Annotated in this window: 16 protein-coding genes and 1 pseudogene; 9 read left to right on the forward strand and 8 right to left on the reverse strand. The window is 66.2% G+C overall.

What is annotated here, in order from left to right; translation table 11 throughout:
- Positions 1 to 54: 54 nt before the first annotated feature.
- On the reverse strand, positions 55 to 801 hold the full coding sequence (locus FMM79_RS08790) for a sugar phosphate nucleotidyltransferase (protein WP_148627105.1): 747 nt from the start codon (positions 799 to 801) through the stop codon (positions 55 to 57).
- Between the two features lie 151 nt (positions 802 to 952).
- Here FMM79_RS08790 and FMM79_RS08795 point away from each other — a divergent pair, with 151 nt between their 5' ends.
- The 6 genes from FMM79_RS08795 to FMM79_RS08820 all read left to right on the forward strand — a co-directional run bounded on the left by FMM79_RS08795 (position 953) and on the right by FMM79_RS08820 (position 11,182).
- The gene (locus FMM79_RS08795) at positions 953 to 2,296 is read left to right on the forward strand and encodes a lipopolysaccharide biosynthesis protein (protein ID WP_148627106.1); all 1,344 of its coding nucleotides are present in this window, start codon (positions 953 to 955) and stop codon (positions 2,294 to 2,296) included.
- 47 nt (positions 2,297 to 2,343) lie between these two features.
- Entirely contained in the window at positions 2,344 to 3,564 is a 1,221-nt protein-coding gene (locus tag FMM79_RS08800) for a M20 family metallopeptidase (RefSeq protein WP_148627107.1), read from the forward strand.
- A gap of 110 nt (positions 3,565 to 3,674) precedes the next feature.
- Complete coding sequence (locus FMM79_RS08805) at positions 3,675 to 7,292, forward strand: hydantoinase B/oxoprolinase family protein (protein ID WP_148627108.1); 3,618 nt, start codon at positions 3,675 to 3,677, stop codon at positions 7,290 to 7,292.
- 136 nt (positions 7,293 to 7,428) lie between these two features.
- Positions 7,429 to 9,030: a carboxyl transferase domain-containing protein gene (locus FMM79_RS08810; protein ID WP_148627109.1), complete on the forward strand. Its 1,602-nt coding sequence runs from the start codon at positions 7,429 to 7,431 to the stop codon at positions 9,028 to 9,030.
- A 5-nt stretch (positions 9,031 to 9,035) separates the two neighbouring features.
- Positions 9,036 to 9,347, forward strand: a complete 312-nt coding sequence (locus FMM79_RS08815; RefSeq protein ID WP_240339066.1) for a DUF3088 family protein — start codon at positions 9,036 to 9,038, stop codon at positions 9,345 to 9,347.
- The gene (locus FMM79_RS08820; RefSeq protein ID WP_148627111.1) at positions 9,344 to 11,182 is read left to right on the forward strand and encodes a biotin carboxylase N-terminal domain-containing protein; all 1,839 of its coding nucleotides are present in this window, start codon (positions 9,344 to 9,346) and stop codon (positions 11,180 to 11,182) included. Before FMM79_RS08815 ends, FMM79_RS08820 begins: the two co-directional genes overlap by 4 nt.
- Positions 11,183 to 11,404: 222 nt before the next feature.
- On the opposite strand, the gene FMM79_RS08825 is transcribed toward FMM79_RS08820, so the two are convergent.
- The 4 genes from FMM79_RS08825 to FMM79_RS08840 all read right to left on the reverse strand — a co-directional run bounded on the left by FMM79_RS08825 (position 11,405) and on the right by FMM79_RS08840 (position 18,027).
- Entirely contained in the window at positions 11,405 to 12,532 is a 1,128-nt protein-coding gene (locus FMM79_RS08825) for an adenosine deaminase (RefSeq protein WP_148627112.1), read from the reverse strand.
- 33 nt (positions 12,533 to 12,565) lie between these two features.
- Positions 12,566 to 13,882, reverse strand: coding sequence for an NCS2 family permease (locus FMM79_RS08830; RefSeq protein WP_148627113.1), 1,317 nt, complete (start codon positions 13,880 to 13,882; stop codon positions 12,566 to 12,568).
- A complete protein-coding gene (locus tag FMM79_RS08835; protein WP_148627114.1) occupies positions 13,879 to 14,985 on the reverse strand; it encodes a nucleoside hydrolase in 1,107 nt (368 codons plus the stop codon). The genes FMM79_RS08830 and FMM79_RS08835 overlap by 4 nt, the downstream gene beginning before the upstream one ends.
- Positions 14,986 to 15,081: 96 nt before the next feature.
- A complete protein-coding gene (locus FMM79_RS08840; RefSeq protein WP_148627115.1) occupies positions 15,082 to 18,027 on the reverse strand; it encodes a TonB-dependent receptor in 2,946 nt (981 codons plus the stop codon).
- 245 nt (positions 18,028 to 18,272) lie between these two features.
- On the opposite strand from FMM79_RS08840, the gene FMM79_RS08845 reads away from it, so the two are divergent.
- Entirely contained in the window at positions 18,273 to 19,229 is a 957-nt protein-coding gene (locus FMM79_RS08845; protein WP_148627116.1) for a LysR family transcriptional regulator, read from the forward strand.
- 68 nt (positions 19,230 to 19,297) lie between these two features.
- On the opposite strand, the gene FMM79_RS08850 is transcribed toward FMM79_RS08845, so the two are convergent.
- Positions 19,298 to 20,397, reverse strand: a protein-coding gene (locus FMM79_RS08850) for an IS3 family transposase (protein WP_148627150.1) whose coding sequence is annotated in 2 segments (ribosomal slippage) — positions 19,298 to 20,157 and positions 20,157 to 20,397 — 1,101 coding nt in all. Because the reading frame shifts where the segments join, the coding sequence is not laid out codon by codon here.
- A 62-nt stretch (positions 20,398 to 20,459) separates the two neighbouring features.
- Here FMM79_RS08850 and FMM79_RS22245 point away from each other — a divergent pair.
- Together FMM79_RS22245 and FMM79_RS21875 are read left to right on the forward strand one after the other, a co-directional pair.
- A pseudogene (locus FMM79_RS22245) lies at positions 20,460 to 20,831 on the forward strand (recombinase family protein); the annotation flags it as partial.
- Between the two features lie 21 nt (positions 20,832 to 20,852).
- Positions 20,853 to 21,266, forward strand: coding sequence for a hypothetical protein (locus FMM79_RS21875; RefSeq protein WP_240339067.1), 414 nt, complete (start codon positions 20,853 to 20,855; stop codon positions 21,264 to 21,266).
- Between the two features lie 872 nt (positions 21,267 to 22,138).
- Here FMM79_RS21875 and FMM79_RS08860 read toward each other — a convergent pair.
- Both FMM79_RS08860 and FMM79_RS08865 read right to left on the reverse strand, forming a co-directional pair.
- The gene (locus FMM79_RS08860) at positions 22,139 to 22,423 is read right to left on the reverse strand and encodes a LysR substrate-binding domain-containing protein (RefSeq protein WP_148627118.1); all 285 of its coding nucleotides are present in this window, start codon (positions 22,421 to 22,423) and stop codon (positions 22,139 to 22,141) included.
- 51 nt (positions 22,424 to 22,474) lie between these two features.
- The coding region (locus FMM79_RS08865; RefSeq protein ID WP_148625073.1) for an integrase core domain-containing protein at positions 22,475 to 22,742 on the reverse strand (268 nt) is incomplete at its 5' end.

Here is a 22,742-nt window from a genome sequence, read left to right on the forward strand (position 1 = left end):
ATCCAAGGGCCATCGCTCTTGGAATCGCCTTTTTCGACTTTCAGGCTGGAGCGATCAGGCGGCCCACTGGTCGGTGAGCCGGGTTGCGATCTCGATGTCGTTGAGGAAGTCGACTTCGGCCCAGTCCATGCCCTCGATCGAAAGCGTGCCGACCTTGCCGGTGGGGGCGATCGAATCGATGACCTTGAGGTACCAGTGCTGGACGCCTTCAGGGGTGCGCATGGCCTTGCGTACGGTTTCGCGGAAGAGGTCTGCGCCTTCGCCGCGGAAGGCCAGGAAGCCGATCGATTCGGCGTTCGACTGTTCGGCGGTGAGCGTCTTGCCGATATGGACGAGGCGCCCGTCTGGGGTGCGTTCGACCTTCATGTCATCGCTGTCGTAGCCCTCGGCCTTGACGTCGACGGTGACCGCGATGGGCCACGGGTTGGGCTCGGCCAGCACTGCCCGGGCAATGTCTTCGGACACCAGCGTGTCGCCGTTCAGGATGACGAAGTCACCGCGCATCGCCTCGCGCGCGATCCAGCACGAGCCGAGGTTGTCGGCGACCTTGAAGAAGGGGTTGAAGCGCACCGTGATTTCGACCCGCGGGTCCTTGATGGCGGCGAGGTGGGCTTCGAGCATGTCGGTCATGAAGCCGGTGACAACATCGATACGCTTGATCCCCGCGCGCGCCAGCATCTCGATCTGCCAGGCGATCAGCGAACGGCCCGAAAAATCGATCAGGCACTTGGGACGTTCGGCGGTGAGGGGGAGGAGGCGCGAGCCCTGGCCGGCGCTCAGGAGGATGGCATGTTCGATCATGGGGGTCACTGCGTGTACTTTGGGGGAGGCCTAGGCCTCTAGCGCGCGGCGCGGCGAAGGGAAAGGCAAACGCGCCGTTTCGCGTTGATTTGCGCGCGCGGCATGTATCCACGGCTTGCAAGTCGGCGCGCGCTCGTCCACATGCCCGCCAATGTCGGCCAAACCCAACCGCCCGAAGACCGAATCTTCGCTGGGGCGGATCCTTCGCAACACCGCCTGGCTGCTGGGCGGCAAGGGATTCGGTGCTGTGTGCAGCATCGCCTACCTTGCCATCCTGACGCGCACCCTGGGCCTGAAGGACTTCGGCCACTTCTCGCTCATCTTCGGAACCGCGCAGGCGATCATCGCGCTGACCGGTTTCCAGACCTGGCGGGTGGTCGTGCGCTACGGCAGCGCGCACGTCCATGAAAAGGAATGGGGCCGCTTTGGACGTCTGGCGATGCTGTGCGGGGGGCTCGACGCCATCGGCGCGGTGCTGGGCACGGTGGTCGCGGCCATCGCCATCTTCGGTTTCGGGCATATGCTCGAGCTGAACCCGGCCTACGTCAGCGTCGCGTTCTGGTTCTGCTGCGCCTCGCTCTGGGCGCTGGTCTCCGCGCCGACCGGCGTGGTGCGCGCGCTCAACCGCTTCGATGCGGCGGTCTACGTCGAGGCGGTGGTGCCGACCGGGCGGCTCCTCGCCGCGCTGGCGATCTGGCTGACAGGACCCAGCGTGGCACGCTTCCTGTTCGCATGGGCCGCGATCGATATCGTGGAGGCTGCGCTCTACTGGATCGTTGCGCGCCGGCTGTGTCCGGAGGGTATCCGTCTTTCCAATTTCTGCCGTCTGCGCACGGCCTTGCGTGAGAACGAGGGGCTCGCCCACTTCTTCCTCGTTTCCTATTTCGGCTCTTCGATCGACGCGCTGATGAAGAACGGCCCGTTGCTCATCGTGGGTGGCTGGGTCAGCACCAGCGCGGCCGGTCTCTACCGCCTCGCTTCGCAGCTCTCGCAGGCGATGAGCAAACTCTCCACCCTGCTCACACGCTCGGTCTACGCCGAGGTCGCCCACGTCAGCGCCTCGTCCGAGGCCTCCGAGCTGCGCAAGCTGGTCGGACAGACCAGCAAGATCGCGGGTGGTGCGGCGCTGCTCGTTGTGGTCCTCGCGCTGGTGGCGGGCAAGTACCTCCTGCAGCTCATCGGCGGCGATGATTTTGAGCAGGGCGCGGCGATCCTCGTACCGCTTGCGATCGGCGCCAGCTTCGACCTCGCCAGCGTCTCGTTCGAGCCGGTGCTCCATTCGACCGGCCGCGCCAACCTCTCGCTCTTTGCGCGCATGGTCGCGCTGGTGGCGATGGCTGTCAGCCTGGTCTTCCTGGTCGGTTTTGGATCGACGGGCGTGGCTTGGGGCGTGGCCATTGGCGGGGCATGCTCGTATCTGTTCATGGGTTGTCTGGCGCTGCGCACGCTGCGCCGCCTCGAACATGAGGAGAAGGCTGCCGCGGCGGCGTCCTGAGCCCTCACAGCGCTCGACACCCTGCGCGCCGTGCGTATCATGGTGCCATGAGTGTTTCCATCGAGGCTGACTGCCCCGCCGCCATTTCCGAGCGCATCGTGGCCCTGCGCCGCGCGATCCATGCCGAGCCCGAATTGGGCCTTCACACGCCCCTGACGCGCGACAAGATCCGCGCCGAGCTGGCCGACCTGCCGCTCGAATGGGAGGAGGGGCCCTCGACCACGGGCCTTGTCGCCACATTGCAGGGGCGCGCCGGACCGGGGCGCTCTGTTCTCCTGCGCGGCGATATGGACGCGCTGGCCATGCCCGAGGAAACCGGGCTCGATTTCGCCTCCGTCATTCCGGGCGTGATGCACGCCTGCGGGCACGACACCCACGTCGCCATGCTGGCGGGCGCGGCGCGGTTGCTGGCGGACAAGGCGGAAACTCTGACGGGCGAGGTGCGCTTCATGTTCCAGCCCGGCGAGGAAGGCTGGCACGGCGCGCGCTACATGCTCGAGGATGGCCTGCTCGGCGGTCCGGGCACCGACCGTGCGCTGCCTGAAGCCGCCTTTGCGCTTCACATCATGCCCAACGCGCGCCATGGCATGATCGGCGGGCGGGCAGGGCCCCTCATGGCCTCGGCCGACCAGATTGCAATCACCGTCAAGGGCCGGGGCGGACACGCCTCGATGCCGCACGACACGATGGATCCCATGCCCATCGCCTGCGAGATCGTGGCCGCCATTCAGACCATGGTTGCGCGCCGGTTTTCGGTCTTCGATCCGGTCGTCGTCACCATCTCGAAGATCACGGCAGGCAGCGCGCACAACGTCATTCCCGACCATGTCGACATGCTGGGCACGATGCGTTCGCTTTCGGCCACCAACCGGGCGCGGTTGCGCGAGGAGGTGACCTCGCTCGCCGCCGGGATCGCCGGGGCCCACGGCCTTGCCGCCGAGGTCGAGATCATCGAGGGCTTCCCCGTCACTATGTGCGATGCGGGCGCAGTCGACTTCGGCGAGGGCGTGGCCCGCGATCTTTTCGGCGCGGACACGTTCGAGCGGCTCGCCAATCCGATCATGGGCGCGGAGGACTTCGCCTATGTGCTCGAAAAGACACCGGGCGCGATGTTCTTCCTGGGCGTCGCGGCCGAAGGCGATGACTGGAGTCAGTGCTGCGGCATCCATTCGACCCGGATGATGGTCGATGAGAGCGTTCTGCCCCGTGGCGCACTGTTCCTCGCTGGTCTCGCCGAGCGCTATCTTGCGACAGGGTGGGAGGAGTAAGAACAAGAGTGATTTCCGAGGGCGATGGCCCTCGGAAAACCATCTTCTCTTCCTGTTCGTGCATCCCACTTCGTTTGCGCTTTTCCCCCTTGGTCACCATGTATGTCCCCATGACGGACAACTGGCAATTCTGGGTCGATCGCGGTGGCACATTCACAGACGTAGTGGCGCGCGCGCCGGACGGGCGGTTCGAGCGGCTGAAGCTCCTGTCCGAGGACCCGGGCCGTTACGAGGACGCCGCTGTCGAGGCGATGCGCCGACTGACGGGCGTTGAGGAGGGCGATCTTCCGCCCAGCGAACTGCGTCTGGGCACTACGGTTGCCACCAATGCGCTGCTGGAGGGCAAGGGCGAGCCAGTGCTGCTTGCCATCACGCGCGGCTTTGGCGATGCGCTGCGGATCGGCACGCAGGAGCGCCCGGACATCTTCGCGCGCCACATCGCTCTGCCTGACCCGCTCGCCGCGAAGGTGCTGGAGATCGATGAGCGCATCGGCGCGGACGGCACGGTCCATCGCCCACTGGACGAAGCGGCGGCCCGAGCCGGGCTCGAAGCGGCCTTTGCGGACGGGTTTCGCGCCATCGCCGTCGTCCTCATGCACGGCTATCGCCACACGCAGCACGAAGCCGCGCTGGCCAGGCTGGCGCAGGAGATAGGCTTCACTCAGGTCTCGGTCAGCCACGAGGTCGCCCCGCTCATCAAGCTCATCGCGCGCGGCGATACCAGCGTGGTCGACGCGCATCTCTCGCCCGTGCTCGACCGGTACATCGACGGGCTGGAGGCCGGTCTTGGGCCCCATGTCGATTCGCTCTACATGCAGTCGAATGGCGGGCTGACGACGGGCGGTATGCTGCGCGGCAAGGACGCGATCCTTTCGGGGCCCGCGGGCGGCATCGTGGGCATGGCGGCCATCGCGAAGGAGGCCGGGTTCGACGAGGTCGTGGGCTTCGACATGGGCGGCACCTCGACCGACGTGTCGCACTACGCGGGCGAGTACGAGCGCGACAGCGAAACCCGCGTGGCGGGTAACCGCGTGCGCACGCCGATGATGCGGATCGAGACGGTGGCGGCGGGCGGCGGCTCGGTCTGCGCCTTTGATGGCGCGCGCTTCCAGGTCGGCCCCGAGAGCGCGGGCGCGGTGCCGGGGCCGGCCTGTTACCGGCGCGGTGGCCCGCTGGCGGTGACCGACTGCAACCTCATCCTGGGCAAGCTGCGCCCCGCGCATTTCCCGCATGTCTTCGGCCCCAAGGGCGACGAACTCCTTTCGCTGGAGGCAGCGCAGGCGCGCATGGACGCGATCCTGGCGCAAGCGAAAGCGGCAACGGGGCGTGAACTCACCCGCGAGGAAGCCGCCGAGGGCTTCCTGGAGATCGCGGTCGCCAACATGGCCAATGCGATCAAGACGGTCTCGCTGCGCCGGGGCCACGACGTTACCCGGGCGGCGATGGTGACCTTCGGCGGGGCAGGCGGGCAGCACGCCTGCAAGGTTGCCGACGCGCTGGGGGTGACGACGGTGCTGTGCCATCCGCTCGCCTCGGTGCTGTCGGCCTATGGCATGGGCCTCGCCGACCGCCGCGTGCTGCACGAGCGCACGCTGGGCCTCGACCTTTCCGATGAGAGCAAGGCTGCGCTCGACGATGCGGTGGCCGCGCTGGGCAAGACCGCGCGCGCGGACCTTGCCGCGCAGGGCGTGCCTGAAAGCGTCATCACGCTCGAAGCCTCGCTCGCGATCCGCCCGCGCGGCAGCGAGAGCACGATTTCGGTCCCGCTCGGCGATCTCACGCGGATGCGCGCCGCCTTCCACGAAGGCTGGGACCACCTCTTCGGCTTCGCGCCGGGGGATGATCTCGTCGCGGAAACCCTGCGCGTCGAAGCGGTCGCGGGCGGCCATGCAGGGGGCGGCGCGGTAATGCCGCTCCCGGCTGCCTCGGGTGCGGCGGCCGAGACGGTGCCGATCTGGACCGGCGGCGCGCGCCACGAGGCGCCGCTCTACCACCGCCACGACCTCGCCGAAGGGTTTACCGCCTCGGGCCCATTGCTTGTCGTAGACGATGTGTCGACCACCGTTGTCGAACCCGGCTGGTCGGTGCGCGTCGATGCTGTCGGCAATCTCATCCTGTCGCGCAGCACACCGCAGCAATCCGCTCTCTCCTCCAGTACCGAGCGCGATCCGGTCCGTCTCGAGATCATGGGGGCGCTGTTTATGGCGATTGCCGAGGAGATGGGCGCGGCGCTGCAGCAATCGGCGCGCTCGGTGAACATCCGCGAGCGGCTCGATTTCTCCTGCGCGCTGTTCGACGCGGCCGGAAGCCTGATTGCCAATGCGCCACACATGCCGGTCCATCTGGGCTCGATGGGCGAATCCGTGCGCACCGTGCTGGAGCGGCGCGGGAACGCGGTGGATGGGCGCGGGAACGCGGTGGATGGGCGCGGCATCCGGACGGGCGACGCCTATGTCCTCAACGCGCCCTATGACGGCGGCACGCACTTACCCGACATTACCGTGGTCATGCCGGTCTTCGCCGAGGATGGCGACGAAGCGCCCGCCTGGTTCGTCGCCGCGCGCGGGCACCACGCGGACATTGGCGGGATCAGCCCGGGCTCGATGCCCCCGCGCAGCCGCACGTTGGACGAGGAAGGCGTGCTGATCGACAACGTCCTCCTCGTCGACAGGGGCACCCTGCAGGAAAAGGCGATACGCGAGTTGCTGGCCTCCGGTCCGTACCCCTCGCGCGCGATCGAGCAGAACATTGCGGACCTGCGCGCCCAGCTCGCCGCGTGTCGGCGCGGCGCGTCGGAACTGCGCCGCATTGCAGGCGAGCAGGGTCGCGCGATGGTCGATGCCTATATGGGCCACGTCCAGGCCTATTCCGAAGAGGCCGTGCGCCGTCTGATCGAACGCCTGACGGACGGCACCTACGTGCTCGAGATGGATAACGGTGCCCAGATCCACGTTGCCGTCACCATCGATCACGATGTGCGCAGTGCCGTCATCGACTTCGCCGGGACCTCGCCCCAACTTCCCGACAACTTCAATGCGCCGCTGCCTGTGGTGCGCGCGGCGGTCCTCTACGCGGTCCGCACGCTGATCGATGATCCGGTGCCGATGAACGAGGGGTGCCTGAGGCCCATCGTGGTGCGCGTGCCCGAAGGCTCGATGCTGCACCCCGTTGTGCCTGCCGCGGTCGTAGCGGGCAATGTGGAAACCAGCCAGGCGATCACCGACGCGCTGTTCGGCGCGCTGGGCGCCATGGCCGCCGCGCAAGGCACGATGAACAACTTCACCTTCGGCGATGCCGCACACCAGTACTATGAGACGATTGCGGGCGGTTCGGGCGCGGGCCCCGACTTCGACGGGACGAGCGTGGTCCAGACCCACATGACCAACTCGCGCCTCACCGACCCGGAGGTGCTGGAAACCAACTTTCCGGTTCTGCTGGAGGAATTTTCCATCCGGACCGGCTCGGGCGGCCAAGGGCGGCATCGCGGGGGCGATGGTGCGGTGCGCCGGGTGCGCTTCCTAGCACCGATGCAGGCCGGCATCCTCTCGCAGCGCCGCAAGGTCGCGCCCTTCGGGCTGGCGGGCGGCGGCGATGGAGCCGCGGGTATCAACCGCGTCGAGCGGGCGGACGGTCGCGTCGAGGAACTGGGCCCCACTGCGAAGGTGGAGCTCGAACCGGGCGACGTTTTCGTGATCGAAACGCCCGGTGGTGGCGGCTTCGGGGGCTGATACCGCCCCCCCGTTACTCGACCTGGCGGGCAAGCTTTGCCTTGCGCGGCGCATTTGTCCTGTGCCAACATGCGCGAAAATAAATTAGGCACGGGAACAGGATGATGTCGCGTTTTCGAAATGAGAGTGCGCTGCGATGAGCGGGCCGGTCTTGCCCACAACGCTCGATTCCAGCGCTCCGGACGCGCAGGCGCGCACCCGCCACAACCGCGCTCTGGTCGAGGATCTGCGCGAACGCGTGGCCCGGGCCGCGCTGGGCGGCTCCGAACAGGCGCGTGAACGCCATGAGGCGCGCGGCAAGATGCTTCCGCGGACTCGCGTCGAGGCGCTGCTCGATGCGGGCGCACCGTTCCTGGAGATCGGCCAGCTGGCCGCGAACGGCCTCTACGGCGACGAGGTGCCTGGTGCCGGGATCATTGTCGGGATCGGGCAGGTTTTGGGCCGCACCTGCATGATCTTCGCGAACGACGCGACGGTGAAGGGTGGCACGTACTACCCGATGACGGTCAAGAAGCACCTGCGCGCGCAGGAGATCGCCAGGGCCTGCCGTCTGCCGTGCATCTACCTTGTCGATTCCGGCGGCGCGAACCTGCCCAACCAGGCCGAGGTATTCCCCGACCGCGACCACTTTGGACGCTTCTTCTTCAACCAGGCGCAGATGAGCGCTGCCGGCATCGCCCAGATCGCCTCGGTCATGGGCAGCTGCACGGCGGGCGGCGCCTATGTGCCCGCGATGTCGGACGAGACTGTTATCGTGCGCGAGCAGGGCACGATCTTCCTCGCCGGTCCCCCACTGGTCGAGGCCGCGACGGGCGAAGTGATCTCGGCCGAGGAACTGGGCGGGGGTGAACTGCACGCGCGTACCTCGGGCGTTGCGGATCACCTCGCTGACGACGATGCCCACGCGCTCTCGCTCGTGCGCGACATCGTCAGCCACCTGGGGCCGGGCGAGCGCGCCAGCGTGGAGCGCCGGGAATCCAGAGCGCCGCTCTACCCCGCCGAGGACCTTTACGCGCTCATCCCGGAGGACGTGCGCGCACCCTACGAAGTGCGCGAGGTCATCGCGCGGCTGGTCGACGGCTCGGAATTTCACGAGTTCAAGCCGCTGTTCGGCTCCACGCTCGTCTGCGGCTTTGCCCATATTCACGGGTTCCCGGTCGCGATCCTTGCCAACAACGGCGTGCTCTTTTCCGAGTCTGCGCAGAAGGGCGCGCACTTCATCGAGCTTGCCTGCCAGCGCGGCATTCCGCTGCTGTTCCTCCAGAATATCTCGGGCTTCATGGTCGGCGGCGCCTACGAGGCTGAAGGGATCGCCAAGCACGGCGCCAAGCTGGTGACTGCGGTGGCGACCGCACAGGTGCCCAAGCTGACCGTCATCATCGGCGGCTCCTTCGGGGCGGGCAATTACGGCATGTGCGGGCGCGCCTACGATCCGCGCTTCCTCTTCACCTGGCCCAACGCGCGCATCTCGGTGATGGGTGGCGAGCAGGCCGCCTCGGTGCTCGCCACCGTTCACCGCGACGCGAAAAGCTGGTCTGCGCAGGAGGCCGAGGACTTCAAGGCGCCGATCCGCGCCAAGTACGAGGCCGAGGGCAACCCCTATCATGCGACTGCCCGCCTGTGGGACGATGGTGTGATCGACCCGGCCCAGACCCGCGACGTGCTGGGCCTTGCGCTCGGCGCCGCGCTTGAGGCGCCGTTCCCCGCAAGGCCGCAGTTCGGCGTGTTCAGGATGTGATGACGATGGCCAAGGACACTCTCTACGTACTCGACACCGATTGGGCCGACCCGGTGCTGGGCGGCGAACGGCGCTTCTACTGCAAGGACTGCGTGACGGTGGAGGGGCTGCTTTCGCTCTTTCCCGAGCGCGCCGAGCGGATCGAGGTGGTGCGCGTGCCCTGGCCGCGCCCACGCGCGGCCGTGATTGAACGGCTGGGCGAGGCGCACCAGGACCTTCCGGCGCTGGCCTTTGCCGAGGGCGACTTTGTGGGCGATGTCGAAGGCGTGCTCGCCGCGCATCACACTCGGCACGGTTTCCCGGAGCGTCACCCGTGATCGGCGCGCTCCTTATTGCCAACCGGGGCGAGATCGCCTGCCGCATCATCCGCACCGCGCACCGCATGGGGATCCGCACCATCGCGGTTCATTCCGATGCGGATGCGCAGGCGCTGCACGTCCAGATGGCGGACGCGGCGGTGGCGATCGGTCCCGCCCCCGCGGCCGAGAGCTACCTTTGTGCGGACAAGATCCTGGCCGCGGCACAAGCTGCGGGCGTGGATGCGATCCATCCGGGTTATGGCTTCCTGTCGGAGAACGCGGACTTTGCGCAGGCCGTCCTCGATGCCGGGCTGACCTGGGTGGGGCCGTCCCCCGCCTCGATCCGTGCAATGGGCCTGAAAGATGCGGCCAAGGCGCTGATGGCAAAGGCCGGCGTGCCGGTGACGCCGGGGTATTTGGGCGAGGACCAGTCGCCCCAGCGGCTGGCACGCGAAGCCGAGGCCATCGGCTATCCGGTGCTGATCAAGGCGGTCGCGGGCGGTGGCGGGAAGGGCATGCGGCTGGTCGAGGAGGCAGGGGCCTTCGCCGACGCGCTCACCTCGTGCCAGCGTGAGGCGCGGTCCAGCTTCGGCAACGATCGTGTCCTGATCGAGAAATACATCGCCACCCCGCGCCATATCGAGGTGCAGGTCTTTGGCGATACGCACGGGTCCGTCGTCCACCTCTTCGAGCGGGACTGCTCGCTCCAGCGCCGCCACCAGAAGGTGATTGAGGAAGCGCCAGCGCCCGGCATGGACCCGGCCACGCGCGAGGCGCTGTGCGCCGCCGCCGTGCGCGCGGCCAAGGCAGTCGATTACGTGGGCGCAGGAACCATCGAGTTCATCGCGGACGGCTCGGGCCCGCTCGATGCGGAGAAGATCTGGTTCATGGAAATGAACACGCGCCTTCAGGTCGAGCATCCCGTGACCGAGGAGATCACCGGGGTCGACCTCGTCGAATGGCAGCTGCGTGTGGCGGCGGGAGAGCCGCTGCCCGCGGCACAGGAGGACCTCTCCATTTCGGGCTGGGCGATGGAGGCACGCCTTTACGCCGAGGACCCGGCGCGTGGCTTTCTGCCCAGCACCGGGCGGCTGGAAATGCTCGAGTTCGGGCACGTGCCGGGCGGGCGGATCGAAACCGGGGTGGAGGCGGGCGACACCGTCTCGCCGCACTACGATCCGATGATCGCCAAGCTGGTTGCGCATGGCGATACGCGCGAGGAGGCGCGCGAGAGGCTGTGCGACATGCTGGCCGAGAGCGCGGTCTGGCCGGTGAAGTGCAACGCGCCCTTCCTCGTGCGCGCGCTGGAGCATCCCGAGTTCGTGGCGGGCACGGTCGATACCGGTCTCATCGGCCGCGACGGCGAAGAGATGGCGCAGCCGCAATTCCCGTCGGCCGAAACGCTGGAGGCCGCCGCGCGCGCGCTCGTCCCGGCCGATCCGCTGCTGGGCTTTCGCCTCAACGCCGCGCCCCGGCGCAGCGCGCGCTTCCGGCTGGACGGCGAGGCGTGCGAAATCGCCTTCGAAGGCGGGAGCGAGGACCCGGTCGAAGCCGTCCTGCTCGCCGAACGGGGGGAGGCCTGGCAATTGACCCACTGGCGGCGCGATGGCGCGCACGGGGCCAGCGCAGGCTCCGGGGTGATCCTGGCGCCGATGCCGGGGCGGATCATCGCGGTCGCGGTTGCCCAGGGTGAGGAAGTCGTGCGCGGGCAGAAGCTCGTCACGCTCGAGGCGATGAAGATGGAGCACACGCTTGTGGCGCCGTTCGATGGCGTGGTGGGCGAACTTGCCGTGCGTGAGGGGCAGCAGGTAGCTTTGGAAGCGGCGCTGGTTCGGATCGATGAGGTGGAGTAAGTAGAAAGGAGTATCCGAGGACCATTGCCCTCGGGCTCCCCGAACTGTCGAGCGCAGCTGTCTCCCGCCGCGTTGGTGGAGATGGGAAAGCTTGGCAGGTCGAATCGTGCAGGGCAAAGCCCCTCGCGGATCATCGCCTACGTACGCACACCTTCCGCAAGCTGCGAAAGCTAAGGCCGCCGAGTCCGGGGGCAAGGGACGATGGCCCCTTGAAAACCCCTCTTAAACTTCTTGGGCCCGCGCCAGCAAAGCGTCGAACTCCCCGGGCCAGGTCGCGCGCCACTGTGCGCGCTGGTCTGCGCTTGCCCAGGAGCCCTCGATCCCGTTCAGCATCATTGCGCGCAGCTGGGACAGTTCCAGGCCGAGGTGGCTGTAGAGGAGCTGCCAGGCGCCGGCGGGGGTCACCTGGTGGAGCGTGGGATCGTCGGAATTGGGGTGCAGTTTCAAGCCCATCTCGGCCATGCGGCGGATCGGGTGGTCGAGCGCCCAGCGCTCGTGGTCGAGCGTACGCAGGTAGTAGGAGTTGGTTGGCACAATGGTGAACACGAGGCCGCGTGCAGCATAGTCCTGCGCCAGTTCGGGGTTGTCGACGATGGTGTAGCCATGGTCTACGCGGTCGACGCCGATGGTGTCGACGGCCATCGCCACATTGGTCCAGGGCATGCCGAATTCGCCCGCGTGAGCGGTAGTGCGCAGGCCGTGTTCCTTGGCAAGCGCGTAGGCCTTGGCGAACATTTCGGGCGGGCGGTTGTCCTCGCGGTAGTCGATGCCGATGCCCACGACCTTGGGGTGGGGGTGGGCGATCATCTCTTCGACCATGAACACGGCTTCCTGGGCCGGGGCCTCGCGGTCGATGGAAGGGATGAGGAGTGAGGAGATGCCGAAGTCCGCCTCGGCCTGTTCCATGCCTTCGAGGATACCCGCCACGGCCTTGGCGTAGGGCAGGCGCCCGTCGCGGATGGTGGCGGTTGGGTTCCAGAAGAACTCGGCGTGGCGCACGCTCTCGCGCGCGGCGTCTTCGAGGTACTCGTGGGTGATGCGGCGCAGGTCCCCGGGCGTCATCAGGAGGTAGTCCTCCAGCGCGCGCAGCACGCGCAACACGCCGACAGGGCGTTCGCCGCGGGTATAGAAGGCCTCGATCTCGGCCCGTTCGAGCGGGGCCTCGTACTTGGCGACGAGGTCAAGGAAGGTCTCCTTGCGCACGGTGCCAAGCAGGTGACAGTGCAGCTCGACCTTGGGCATCGCCACGAAGAAGGCGCGCAGGCCCGCATCGACGTCCCGGCCGATCGGGGACGCGGGGACGCAGCCGATCGCCAGCGGCGCGACCGAGGGGGAGGGGGTCTCAGGCATGGGTTATTTCCGGTATGCGGGGCAGGCCCTGCGTCAGTGGAGCGTGGCTGCGGTGTAGAAATAGTAGCCGAGCGGAAGGCTGAGCACGAAGAGGCCGACAGGGATCTGCCGCCAGCGCCCCGCCAGCACCTCGACGAGGACGTGGACGAGCAGGCCTCCGGCGATGCCGGTGCCAAAGCTGTTGGAAATGAGCGTGAGCAGCATCATCGCGATGGGCGCGAAGAGCGAGATCGTGTCTTCGCCCGGGGCCTGGCGGATGGTGCCCATCATGGCGATGCCGATGAGGATCAGCGCGGGCGCGGTCGCCTCGCGGGGGATCGCCATGGCAAGCGGCATGGCCAGCAGCGTGGCGGCAAACAGCAGCGCGGCGACCATCGGGGTCATGCCGGTGCGCCCGCCCGCCTCGACGCCCGCGGCCGATTCGACGAGCGCGGTGCCCCCCGGAACGCCGACGAGCGGGCCGAGCGTCGCGGCGAGCGAATCGATCAGGAACGGGCGCTCGATCTGCGGGAGGTTGCCATCTTCGTCGGTGAGGCCCGCCTTGCCGCCAATGGCGAGGGTGGTGCCCAGCGTGGAGAAGAATTCCGAGGCGAAGAAGGTGAACATGTAGGGCAGCGCGACGAGGCTTATCGCCCCCAGCATGTCGACCTTGCCGGTGACCGGCGCGGGGGACTGGGGCAGCGAGAACACGCCGTCGAAGCGGGTGAGGCCCAGCGGTACGCCGACCAGCGCGGCGACGACGATGCCGGCCAGCACGGCGCCGGGCACGCGGCGGGCCTGGAGCGCGATGGCAACGGCAAGGCCGATGAGCGCGCAGATCGGGCCAGGCTGGCCGAAGTCACCGAGCTTCAGCGCATGGCGTGCGACGTCGACCGAGACGAGGCCCGCATCGCGGCAACCCAGCATGGCGATGAACAGGCCGATAGAGGCGCCCAGTCCCAGCTTGATCTGGGGCGGGATGATGCGCACGACCATGCCGCGCGCGCCCGTGAGCGTCAGGATGATGAAGGCGATGCCCGAGAAGGCCGCGATGCCAAGGCCGGTCTGCCAGGGCACGCCCTCGATCTGGGCCAGCGTGATGCCCAGGATCGCCGAGCCACCGATGCCCGGTCCCACGATGAAGGGCAGGTTGGCGTAGAAGGCCATGGCAAGGCTGCCGATGGCCATGACCAGGATGACGCCTGCCGTCACCGCCGCGCGGTCCATCCCTCCGCTCGAGAGAAGCGAGGGAATGACGACGATGAGGTAGGCGGCGGCCAGGAACGTGGTGAGCCCGGCGAGGGTCTCGCGCGCGGGCGTGGTGCCGCGTTCGCTTAGCGCAAAACGGTGTTCGAGGAAGTCTGCGATCACTGCTGCGCCTGCGCGATGAAGTCTTTGAGGAAGCGCTCCTCATCGATGCCCAGGATCAGGTGGACCGGCCGCTCGCCGGCATTGGGGGCCATGTCGTCCTTCCACACCTGCGGCTCGCCGTAATGCATGCCGGGCATGGTATCGACGTCCATGCGCACGACCAGCTCTTCGGTCACGAGCGAGCGGTCGATGGCGACGGCGACGGTGATCTCGTCCCACAGCGGCTGGCCGAGGCGCGCGTAGGTCTCGAAATACGTGGCGACCGGGGTTCCGGCCTTACCGATGCGGTTGGCGACCTTGGGCGTGACCTTCACCTTGGAACTGACGTTGCCGACCAGCGTGATGCGCTTCCATGGTGCGGTGAGCACGATGTGCGCGGCCTCGGGGTCGAACAGGAAGTTGAAGTCGGTTGCGTAGTCGGTGTTGCCGGTCGCCCGCCCGATGGCGGTGTCCAGCTTGCCCGGTTCGATCACGATCTCCCTGGCCAGCGTCGCGATGTCCGGTGCGACCCGAAGGGCCAGCGCGATGTTGGTGAGGGGGCCGGCCGAGACGATCGTGATCTCACCGGGGTGCTGGCGCACGGCCGACACGAGCGCGTCGACCGCGCCCGTGTCGGCGACCGCGACGCTGGGCATGCCCTCGGGCATGGGGGGGACCAGGTCGGGGTCTTCCGGGTGGTACGTGCGACCCGGACGGGGCGTGCTCCACGCCCCCTTGAAGGGAATGCGCCCGTAGCGCGCTTCCCAGTTGGCCATTTCCGCCTGCGTGCGCAGCAGGGGCATCTTCGCGCCGGGGTGAACCGGCACGTCGGTGCGCCCGGCGATCTCCAGAAAGCGCAGGAGGTGCTGCGTCTCCTCGGTCATCCAGGCATCGCCCGTCACCACGCCCACGCCCAGAAGATCCACCCGGGGATCGCGCAGCAGCGGGATCATCGACTGGATGTTGCTCTGGCCGGGGCCAAGGAAGTCGTTGTCGAAGAAGATCCGGACCTTGCCGTCCCGCGAGGCCTCCGAGGGGGCGGCGGCGTCCTTCGCCAGCGCCGGGACCGTGGGGGCGATCGCCAGCGCTGCGGCGGCAAGGAGAGAGGAAAGGATCTTCGTCATGTCACGCGTTTCCTTGGACAGGAGCGGAAAAGTGGCCCCCCGGACGCGCCGGATGGGGGGAAGGGGGACGCGTCCGGGAAGTTCAGGTTGCCAGGGTCAGAACTTGGCCGTGACGCTGGCGAAAAGATAGCGGCCAAGTGCATCGTACATGCCCGCAAAGAACGCGCCGTTCGAAGTCTGCCCGCTGGTGCTGGCGGTCAGCGGCGGGTCGCGGTCGAACACGTTGTTGACGCCCAGACGCAGCGTGTAGCTGTCTTCGATGAAGAAGCTGGCGGCAAAGTCGATGTAGTCCATCGCCTTCAGCTTGCCGTCGTAGGGCTGGTAGCTGCCCGAGAGGAAATCGGCATCGCTCGCGCGGTCGTTGCGGGTCGAGCCGATGTGGCGCCAGGTGGTGGCAAGCTTCACGTTGCCATCGGGCGCGGTCCAGTCGAACTGGGCGCGGTGGCGCCAGGTCGGGATCGGCTGGCCGCAGGTCGCGCCGAAGTAGCCGTCGCAGCCGTAGGGCTGGGTGCCTGGCACGATCTCGACCTCGTACTTGTTGGTGCGCGTGCCCGAGAAGGTGACCGAGACGAGGCCGAGGTCCGCGCCGAGGAGGTCATAGAGGTCCTGGCGGGCCGAGGCGGAAACGTCGATGCCGGTGGTCCTGAGGTAGCCCGCGTTGACATTGGTGGTCCGCACGTAGCCGCTCGTCACCAGCGAGCCGGTGGCCGGGTTGCGCTCGATCTGCTCGCAGAAGGTGCCCGCCTCGATGCACTGGCTGAGCGTGATGGTGGCCGGGATCGTGGTGATCAGGCTGTCCACCTTGATGTCGAAGTAGTCCGCAGTCAGCGTCACGCCCGGCAGGAACGAAGGCGTGAGCTGGATGCCAAAGGTCTTGGTATTCGACTTTTCCGGGCTGAGGTCAGGGTTGCCGCCGACAAGGGCGCCCGAAAGCTGGCCTGCGGCCGGGGCGATCGAGCCGTACTGCGCCGCCGTCACGCCCGAGGCCGCGCAGGCCTCGAAGGTCGCGACCGGGTTGGCGCCCTCGCACGGGTCGGAGAGGCGCGCGGTGCTCACGCGCTGGGGACCGTAGAGCTCGACCAGGTTGGGCGCACGCACGGCGTGCTGGAAGCTGGCGCGCAGGCGAACGTCGTTGACGGGCATCCACTCCGCCCCGGCCTTCCAGGCAACGGTGTCGCCTGCGGTCGAGTAGTTGGAGTAGCGGATGCCGCCTTCCAGCGCGAGGCTTTCGAGCAGCGGGCGGTTCTCGGCCAGCGGTACGCGGATCTCGCCGTAGACTTCCTTGACGTCGAACGAGCCCGAGATCGGGTATTCGCCGCCCGAGTTACCCGCGACATCGCGGCTGGAATAGTGCGTGTCGGGGGTGAAGCCGATGCGCTCCTTGCGGTATTCCGCGCCGAAGGCGACGCTGATCGGGTTTGCCGCGAGGGGCAGGGTGAGCCCGAGGTTGCCGGTGACCGAGCCGCTGACGATCGATTCCTCGGTGAAGCCGGTGCGGGTGAAGGTGCCCTGCACGTAGTCGAGCGCGTCCTGGGTCACGCCGCCCGGGGTAAAAATGTTGAGCGGCATGCAGGCCGGGTCGCTGCCTTCGCACACCACGGTCCCGTTGGCTCCGGGAACGGCGCGAAGGGCATTGGCGAAGCGGGCGAGCGAGATATCGCCGGTCAGGCGCGAGGAATAGTTGGTGCGGCCGTACTGGGCGTAGGCGTCGTAGGTCCAGCCCGGCGCAAACTCACCGCGAAGACCGCCCACCGCGCGGTATGAGGTGTGGTTGGTGTAGTCGTGACGCGAGCCGCCCGGCGCGTTGCGCATCGAGACGTTGACGGTGGCATCGTCCTCGGGCCCCAGACCCACCGAATTGCACATCAGGTCCTGCTGCTGCGCCGAAAGGTACGGATTGGAGCAGTTGATGCTGTGCGCGACGGTGAAGATGCCGGTGGGCGAGAGGCGGATGTCCGCCTTGTCGCGCATGTACATGAACTCGCCGTAGACCTCGATTGCGGGCGAGATCTCGAAGTGGCCCATAAGGTCGGCGTTGATGCGCTCGTCGGGGGCCTGAAGGTCGTAGGTGTTGCCGTTGTTGAAGCCGTCCGAGCTCTGGTAGGGGCGGAAGCCTTCGCCGCCCAGCGTGTAGCTGCCGCGCGTGGTGCCGGTCGCCGGGTCGGTCAGCTGGAACTGGGCCGGGTAGGTCGTGGAAGACAGCGAACAGGCATAGCCGGTCGTGTTAGCGCGCAGGTTGCAGGTCGCGAAGTCACGCGAATCGGTGCCCACGCCGTTGATCTTGCGGTAGTTGACGAAGGCGGTGATGTTGCCGCGCCCGTCAGCAAAGTTGGTGCCTGCGGTCAGCGCCAGGCTGGTCTGGAAGCCGTCGACCGTGCTGCCGGTGGGCACGCGCTGGCCCGCCGCTTCGGCGACCGAGGCAATCGAATTGCCGTTGTCGTGCTGGAAGACGCCGGTGCTGCCGTCGAACTGCAGACCCTCGAAGTTCTGCTTGAGCTGGAAGTTGACGACACCGGCCAGCGCGTCCGAACCGTAGACCGCCGAGGCGCCGCCGGTGACGACGTCGATGCTCTCGACAATGGCGGCGGGCACGTTGTTGATGTCGGCGGCCTGTGCGGCCGAGCGGGCGGGATCGCCCTGCATCAGACGGCGGCCGTTGATGAGGACGAGCGTGCGCTGGTTGCCCAGGTTGCGCAGGTTGATCGTTGCGGTGCCGCTGGCGCCCACGGTGCCGCCGCGGTTGCCGCCGCCCTGGTCGGCGTAGACCTGGGGCAGGGTGTTGAGGAGGTCTTCCAGACGCGTCGCGCCGCGTTCGGAGATGTCCTCGGCACCGACCGTCGAAATCGGGCTGACGCTGGTCGCGTTGGGCGAACGGATGCGCGAGCCGGTGACGACGATAGCCTCCGAGGCACCTTCGGCTGGTGCGGCGGCAAGGTCCTGCGCGGCGCCGGCTGTGGGCACGAGCGCCAGGAAGGTAGCGCTCAGAAGTGCGCTGCGACGGCGCGCGAAGATGGACCCAACGGTGTTGGCAACAGACGACATGACTGACCCCCTGGAAAGAACTTGGGACCCCTTGCGGGATCTCCCGTGCCACCCGAACTCCCATGGCAGACCCGGCATGGGGGATGGAACGGGCCGCCGGAACCCTCATTTTTTCGCACCGGCGGTCTGGATGGGACGGACCCTATGGTGGGCCGGTTATCAGGGGAAACTGTTTATATTTATCATTCTATAATTCCGTATTATAAGAAGGGCACGAGCCGTGCCGCCCGGAGTTCCGCTTCGCCATGTCCACACCCGCCGTGCCGACCTCCGGGCCTGTGCCTAACTCCCCGTCGCACATGCCGATTTCAATCCGGCAACTGCGCTTTTTCGTGGCCTTGAGCCAGGCCGGCAATTTCAGTCGGGCCGCCGAGGCGATGGCGGTTTCGCAGCCGGCACTCAGCGCTTCTATCCGACAGGTGGAGGCGATTCTCGGTGTACGGCTGTTCGAGCGCACGACTCACCAGGTCCATCTGACCGAGGCGGGCGAGGCGCTGCTGCCCCACGCCTGGCGCCTCCTGACGACCGCAGACAACGCATTTCGGGACATGAACGACACGCTGCGCCGCCGCACGACGACGGTGCGGATCGGCACGATGCCCTCGGCGCTCCCGGCGCTGGCGCAGTTCGTCGCCGGGCTCGACCAGGACGCGCGTGCGATCAGCGTCGATATCACCGATGGCACCAGCGACACGCTCATCACCGGGCTTCAGCGCGGCGCGCTCGACATGGCGATCTGCGCCACCACGCTGATCGAGGAGGGCCTCGCCGGCACCCCGTTGATAGAGGACGAGATGGCGCTCGTGCTCGCCGCCGACCATCCGTTTGCTGCGTGCGAGAGCGTGACCTGGGCGGAGCTTGCCGGGCTCGAGGTCGTCCATTTCCGCTCCGGCAGCATCGGCGAGATCAGCACAGCGGCGATGCGCGAGGCCAACATCGTCCATTCGCGCCACTACCGTGTCGATCACATGGAGTCGTTGTTCGGGCTTGTCGCCAGTGGCCTTGCGGTCGGGGTCATGCCGCGTCTCTACGTGCGCGGCTACGACCCCGCACGCCTGGCTGTCGTCCCGCTTACGGGGCCTGTCGTGCGCCGCCGCCTGATTTTCCTCCACCGCGCCCGCCTTGCCGAGGAACACCCCGAAGCCGCGGCTCTCGCCCGCGATCTCGTCAAGGCGCTTCCCGCTGCCCTTCAGGCCAGCTGACCTCCCGCCAGGACCGTTGGATGCACGAACGCCTGGTCCTGCCGGTGGTATGAGTAGCCCCTAGTTTTCTAGACGCCTTCCGCTTTCAAAATTTGCTGTCGTTCGAACTCGACAGGTGACAGCATCCCGTTTCTGACGTGCTTACGCACCGGGTTGTAGAACATTTCAATGTAATCGAACACGTCCTGCCGGGCTTCCTCGCGGGTTTTGTAGGTCCGGCGCCGGATGCGCTCAGGCTTGAGCGATGAGAAGAAGCTCTCGGCCACAGCGTTGTCGTGGCAGCTGCCACGTCGGCTCATCGAGTGCTCAAGATTGTGAGCCCGGATGAAGGCAGCCCAGTCCATGCTGGTGAACTGCGAGCCCTGGTCCGAATGGATCAGCACCCGTTGCTTGGGCTTGCGCCGCCATACAGCCATGTGGAGCGCCTGCAGCACCACATCTGTCGTCTGCCGGCTCTGCATCGACCAACCCACCACGCGGCGGGAATAAAGGTCGATCACGACAGCCAGATAGGCAAAGCCTTCCAGGGTGCGGATGTAGGTGATGTCTGTCACCCAGGCCCGATCTGGCGCAGCCACATCAAACTGGCGATCCAGCGTGTTGTCGACTGCCAGGGAAGGTTTACCGCCATAGCTGCCCGGCCGGCGCTTGTAGTCGATCTGCGCCTTGATACCTGCAAGTCTGGTCAACCGCGCAACGCGGTTCGGGCAGCAGGTCTCGCCATGATCCAGCAGATCATCATGCAGCTTGCGGTAGCCGTAGACCTTGCCGCTGTCGTTCCAGGCCCGCCGGATCAACTCTGTCTGCCAAGCATAGAAACCGCTGGGCTGCACGGCGAGGCACCGGCACATTGCCCGCACACCAAAACGATCGCGATGCTCGACAATGAACGCGTATCTCACTTTGCATCCCTGGCGAAATACGCGGTGGCTTTTTTTAGGATGTCGCGCTCCTCGGTCACCCGGGCCAGCTCGCGCTTCAGTTGTCGGATCTCGGCATCCTTGCTGGCATCGCCGGACACCTGCCTCGCCAACCGCCGCTTCCACGCATAAAGCGAGTGCGCGCTGACCCCGAGCCGCTGCGAGACCTCGGCTACCGGATACCCGCGTTCGGTGATCTGGGCCACCGCATCGCGCTTGAACTCATCACTGAAATTGGGCTTCCCCATCATCGCCTCCCGTCCTCAAAATCAGGATCGAAAGCGTCCAGAAATCTAGGGGCTACTCACATCTGCAGAACCGGCTGTACCGAGGCGAGTTGATCCATAATCGGACAAGCAAGGTAATCGACCCAATTTCCAGAAAGACTCGGATCAGACCTAACGCTGACAGCGAATGGGTGATTCAGGACGTGCCTGAGCTTCGGATCATTCCGGAGGAGCTTTGGCAAGCTGTTCAAGAAAGGCGAGCGCAAAGCTTCGGAACGCCATTCTCTCGGCAACAGCGGCCGAAGCGCTTGTTGTCAGGGCTGGGGGTCTGCGGAATCTGTGGTGCACGATGGATCGTCTTCGGCAAGGAACGATGGGGGTGCTCAGGCCACCGCAATGGACGGGGGTGCACGAACTCGAAATCCATAACGACGGCGAGTTTCGAGCGACGCGTGCTGAGGGGTTTGCAGGAGAAAATGCTCGATCCCGATTTGGTCAAGGCCTTCGTAACCGAGTACCATCAGGAATTCGCACGCCGCACAGCCGACCAAGCTGCACGTCGATGGAAGCTCGAGCGCCAAATCGACGAGGAGGGTAGGAAAATTCAGCGACTGGTGGCTGCCATCGCCAACGGAGCGGAATTTGACGAGATCAAATCCGCCTTGGCAAAAGCCCAGCAGGCCCGGGAGCGGTGCAAACTTGAACTCTCGGAGCTTGCCGCAGTGCCGGTGATCGCGCTTCACCCGGAGATTGCGAAGACCTATCGCAGGCAGGTCACGGACCTCACCCGCTCCTTGACAAGCGATGAGCAAACGACGTTACAAGCACAAACGATCATCCGCAGCCTGATTGATCAGGTCATACTCTACCCCCGTGATGCGGAGCGGTGAAGGGAAGCCAATTGGTAAAGTAAACAACTGACATTATTTTGTGTTTCAAAACCTGAGAAACAAAAGGCCCCCAATCTGGCCCCCTCCTGCCTGCGCTTCTGTGGAAAACCACGGGACTGAGAGGGACGGTTGCGTCCGTTGCAGCTTTCTTAGTTAGCCCGCTAAACGTGGATGTTCACCGCGTCCGATTGGCAACTCGTATATGAGTGAAGCGTGGGTCTATGATATAAATGGCGTCGAAAATCGGTGGATCGCACACAACTTGCTCGTCGAGCGAATATTCTCATTTAATTTCAGATTCTAACGAGACTATGAGTTGTCCACGGATCAGTGCTAACCCGCTCAACTCGCAGACGGGTGACTTTCGCCCAAAACGCTATTTGATATAAATATCAGAAGCTTATCTCCCGAATTCTTGGGGTAGGGTGTGCTTACGTTTCCAGTTACGGTGGAGAGTCCAGAAAAGCGAGACAAGGTGCTTGCGGGGCAACGCATCGCTTCCAGTTGGATTCGCAGCCTCGCTGGCGTTTGAGGCTGCTTGTGGGCCACTTTCGGACTGTTTGGTTTCAGTCGCCGGATCGGCAAAGCTGCCGTTCGAGTGCGTCGGTGAACATTTCTGTTTCCGACCACTATGCGTCATTCGCCGACATAGCTTTGATCGGTAGCTCCCGACAAAACCGGCCATTCGCACAGCGCGAAGCCGTAAGTCAGCTAAGCGCTCCATCTCATTCATTCGGGCGATCGCGGCGCGATCCTGAAACCCGTCACTCCTTCAGAATGGCCCGGTGAATTCATCGCGCTCTTCGTTGAGACCTTCGCCAATGGGCCTGGGCACCAACAATGCCGCCGCAATTTGACGACCGATCGCCTGTTCAGCCTCTATAGCGCACGGCCGCCACGAAGGCCGCCAGAGCGGGCGACTGCTGTCGGCGACTGGGATAATAGAGATGGTAGCCGGGAAACGGCGGACACCAGTCTTCCATCACGGGCACGAGTTCCCCTGATTCAATTTGCGCATCAAGATAGTCGCGAGGCAGGTAGCATAGGCCCAGGCCATCGATGGCAGAAGTGGCTCGGTTTGTCTGAACAGCCTTTGACGTTTGATAAGTGGATCGTCTGCGGTTTGGTTGTTCAAGCTGGCGCCTGCGGGGCGTCATGGAGGTCGGGCGTAGCCCGGCCGGAGTGACGCCCCGCAAGTCGCGGCCAATTCACGCTGCCACGGCCTGTGGCAGATTGTCAAAGTAGGTTTGATCGGGCGTACGTCCGCCGAGGCTCGAGTGAGGTCTCCGGGCGTTGTAGAAGCCCAGGTATCGGCCGATCGAACTGCGCGCTTCGCTGACGCATGCGTCGGCGTGCAGGTAGACTTCCTCGTACTTCACCGAGCGCCACAGCCGCTCGACCACGACATTGTCGCGCCAGGCGCCGCGGCCGTCCATGCTGATGGCGATACCCTCGCGCCGCAGCACGCCGGTGAAG

The sequence above is a fragment of the Novosphingobium sp. BW1 genome (assembly GCF_008107685.1).
Classification (GTDB): domain Bacteria; phylum Pseudomonadota; class Alphaproteobacteria; order Sphingomonadales; family Sphingomonadaceae; genus Novosphingobium.

Bases quoted from the DNA above. Each gene is read 5' to 3' on its own strand.
- FMM79_RS08810 (WP_148627109.1), top strand. From the start codon at position 7,429: ATGAGCGGGCCGGTCTTGCCCACAACGCTCGATTCCAGCGCTCCGGAC.
- FMM79_RS08805 (WP_148627108.1), top strand. From the start codon at position 3,675: ATGACGGACAACTGGCAATTCTGGGTCGATCGCGGTGGCACATTCACA.
- FMM79_RS08795 (WP_148627106.1), top strand. From the start codon at position 953: ATGTCGGCCAAACCCAACCGCCCGAAGACCGAATCTTCGCTGGGGCGG.
- FMM79_RS08790 (WP_148627105.1), bottom strand. From the start codon at position 801: ATGATCGAACATGCCATCCTCCTGAGCGCCGGCCAGGGCTCGCGCCTC.
- FMM79_RS08800 (WP_148627107.1), top strand. From the start codon at position 2,344: ATGAGTGTTTCCATCGAGGCTGACTGCCCCGCCGCCATTTCCGAGCGC.
- FMM79_RS08840 (WP_148627115.1), bottom strand. From the start codon at position 18,027: ATGTCGTCTGTTGCCAACACCGTTGGGTCCATCTTCGCGCGCCGTCGC.
- FMM79_RS08815 (WP_240339066.1), top strand. From the start codon at position 9,036: ATGGCCAAGGACACTCTCTACGTACTCGACACCGATTGGGCCGACCCG.
- FMM79_RS08860 (WP_148627118.1), bottom strand. From the start codon at position 22,423: ATGACGCCCCGCAGGCGCCAGCTTGAACAACCAAACCGCAGACGATCC.
- FMM79_RS08835 (WP_148627114.1), bottom strand. From the start codon at position 14,985: ATGACGAAGATCCTTTCCTCTCTCCTTGCCGCCGCAGCGCTGGCGATC.
- FMM79_RS21875 (WP_240339067.1), top strand. From the start codon at position 20,853: ATGCTCGATCCCGATTTGGTCAAGGCCTTCGTAACCGAGTACCATCAG.
- FMM79_RS08825 (WP_148627112.1), bottom strand. From the start codon at position 12,532: ATGCCTGAGACCCCCTCCCCCTCGGTCGCGCCGCTGGCGATCGGCTGC.
- FMM79_RS08845 (WP_148627116.1), top strand. From the start codon at position 18,273: ATGTCCACACCCGCCGTGCCGACCTCCGGGCCTGTGCCTAACTCCCCG.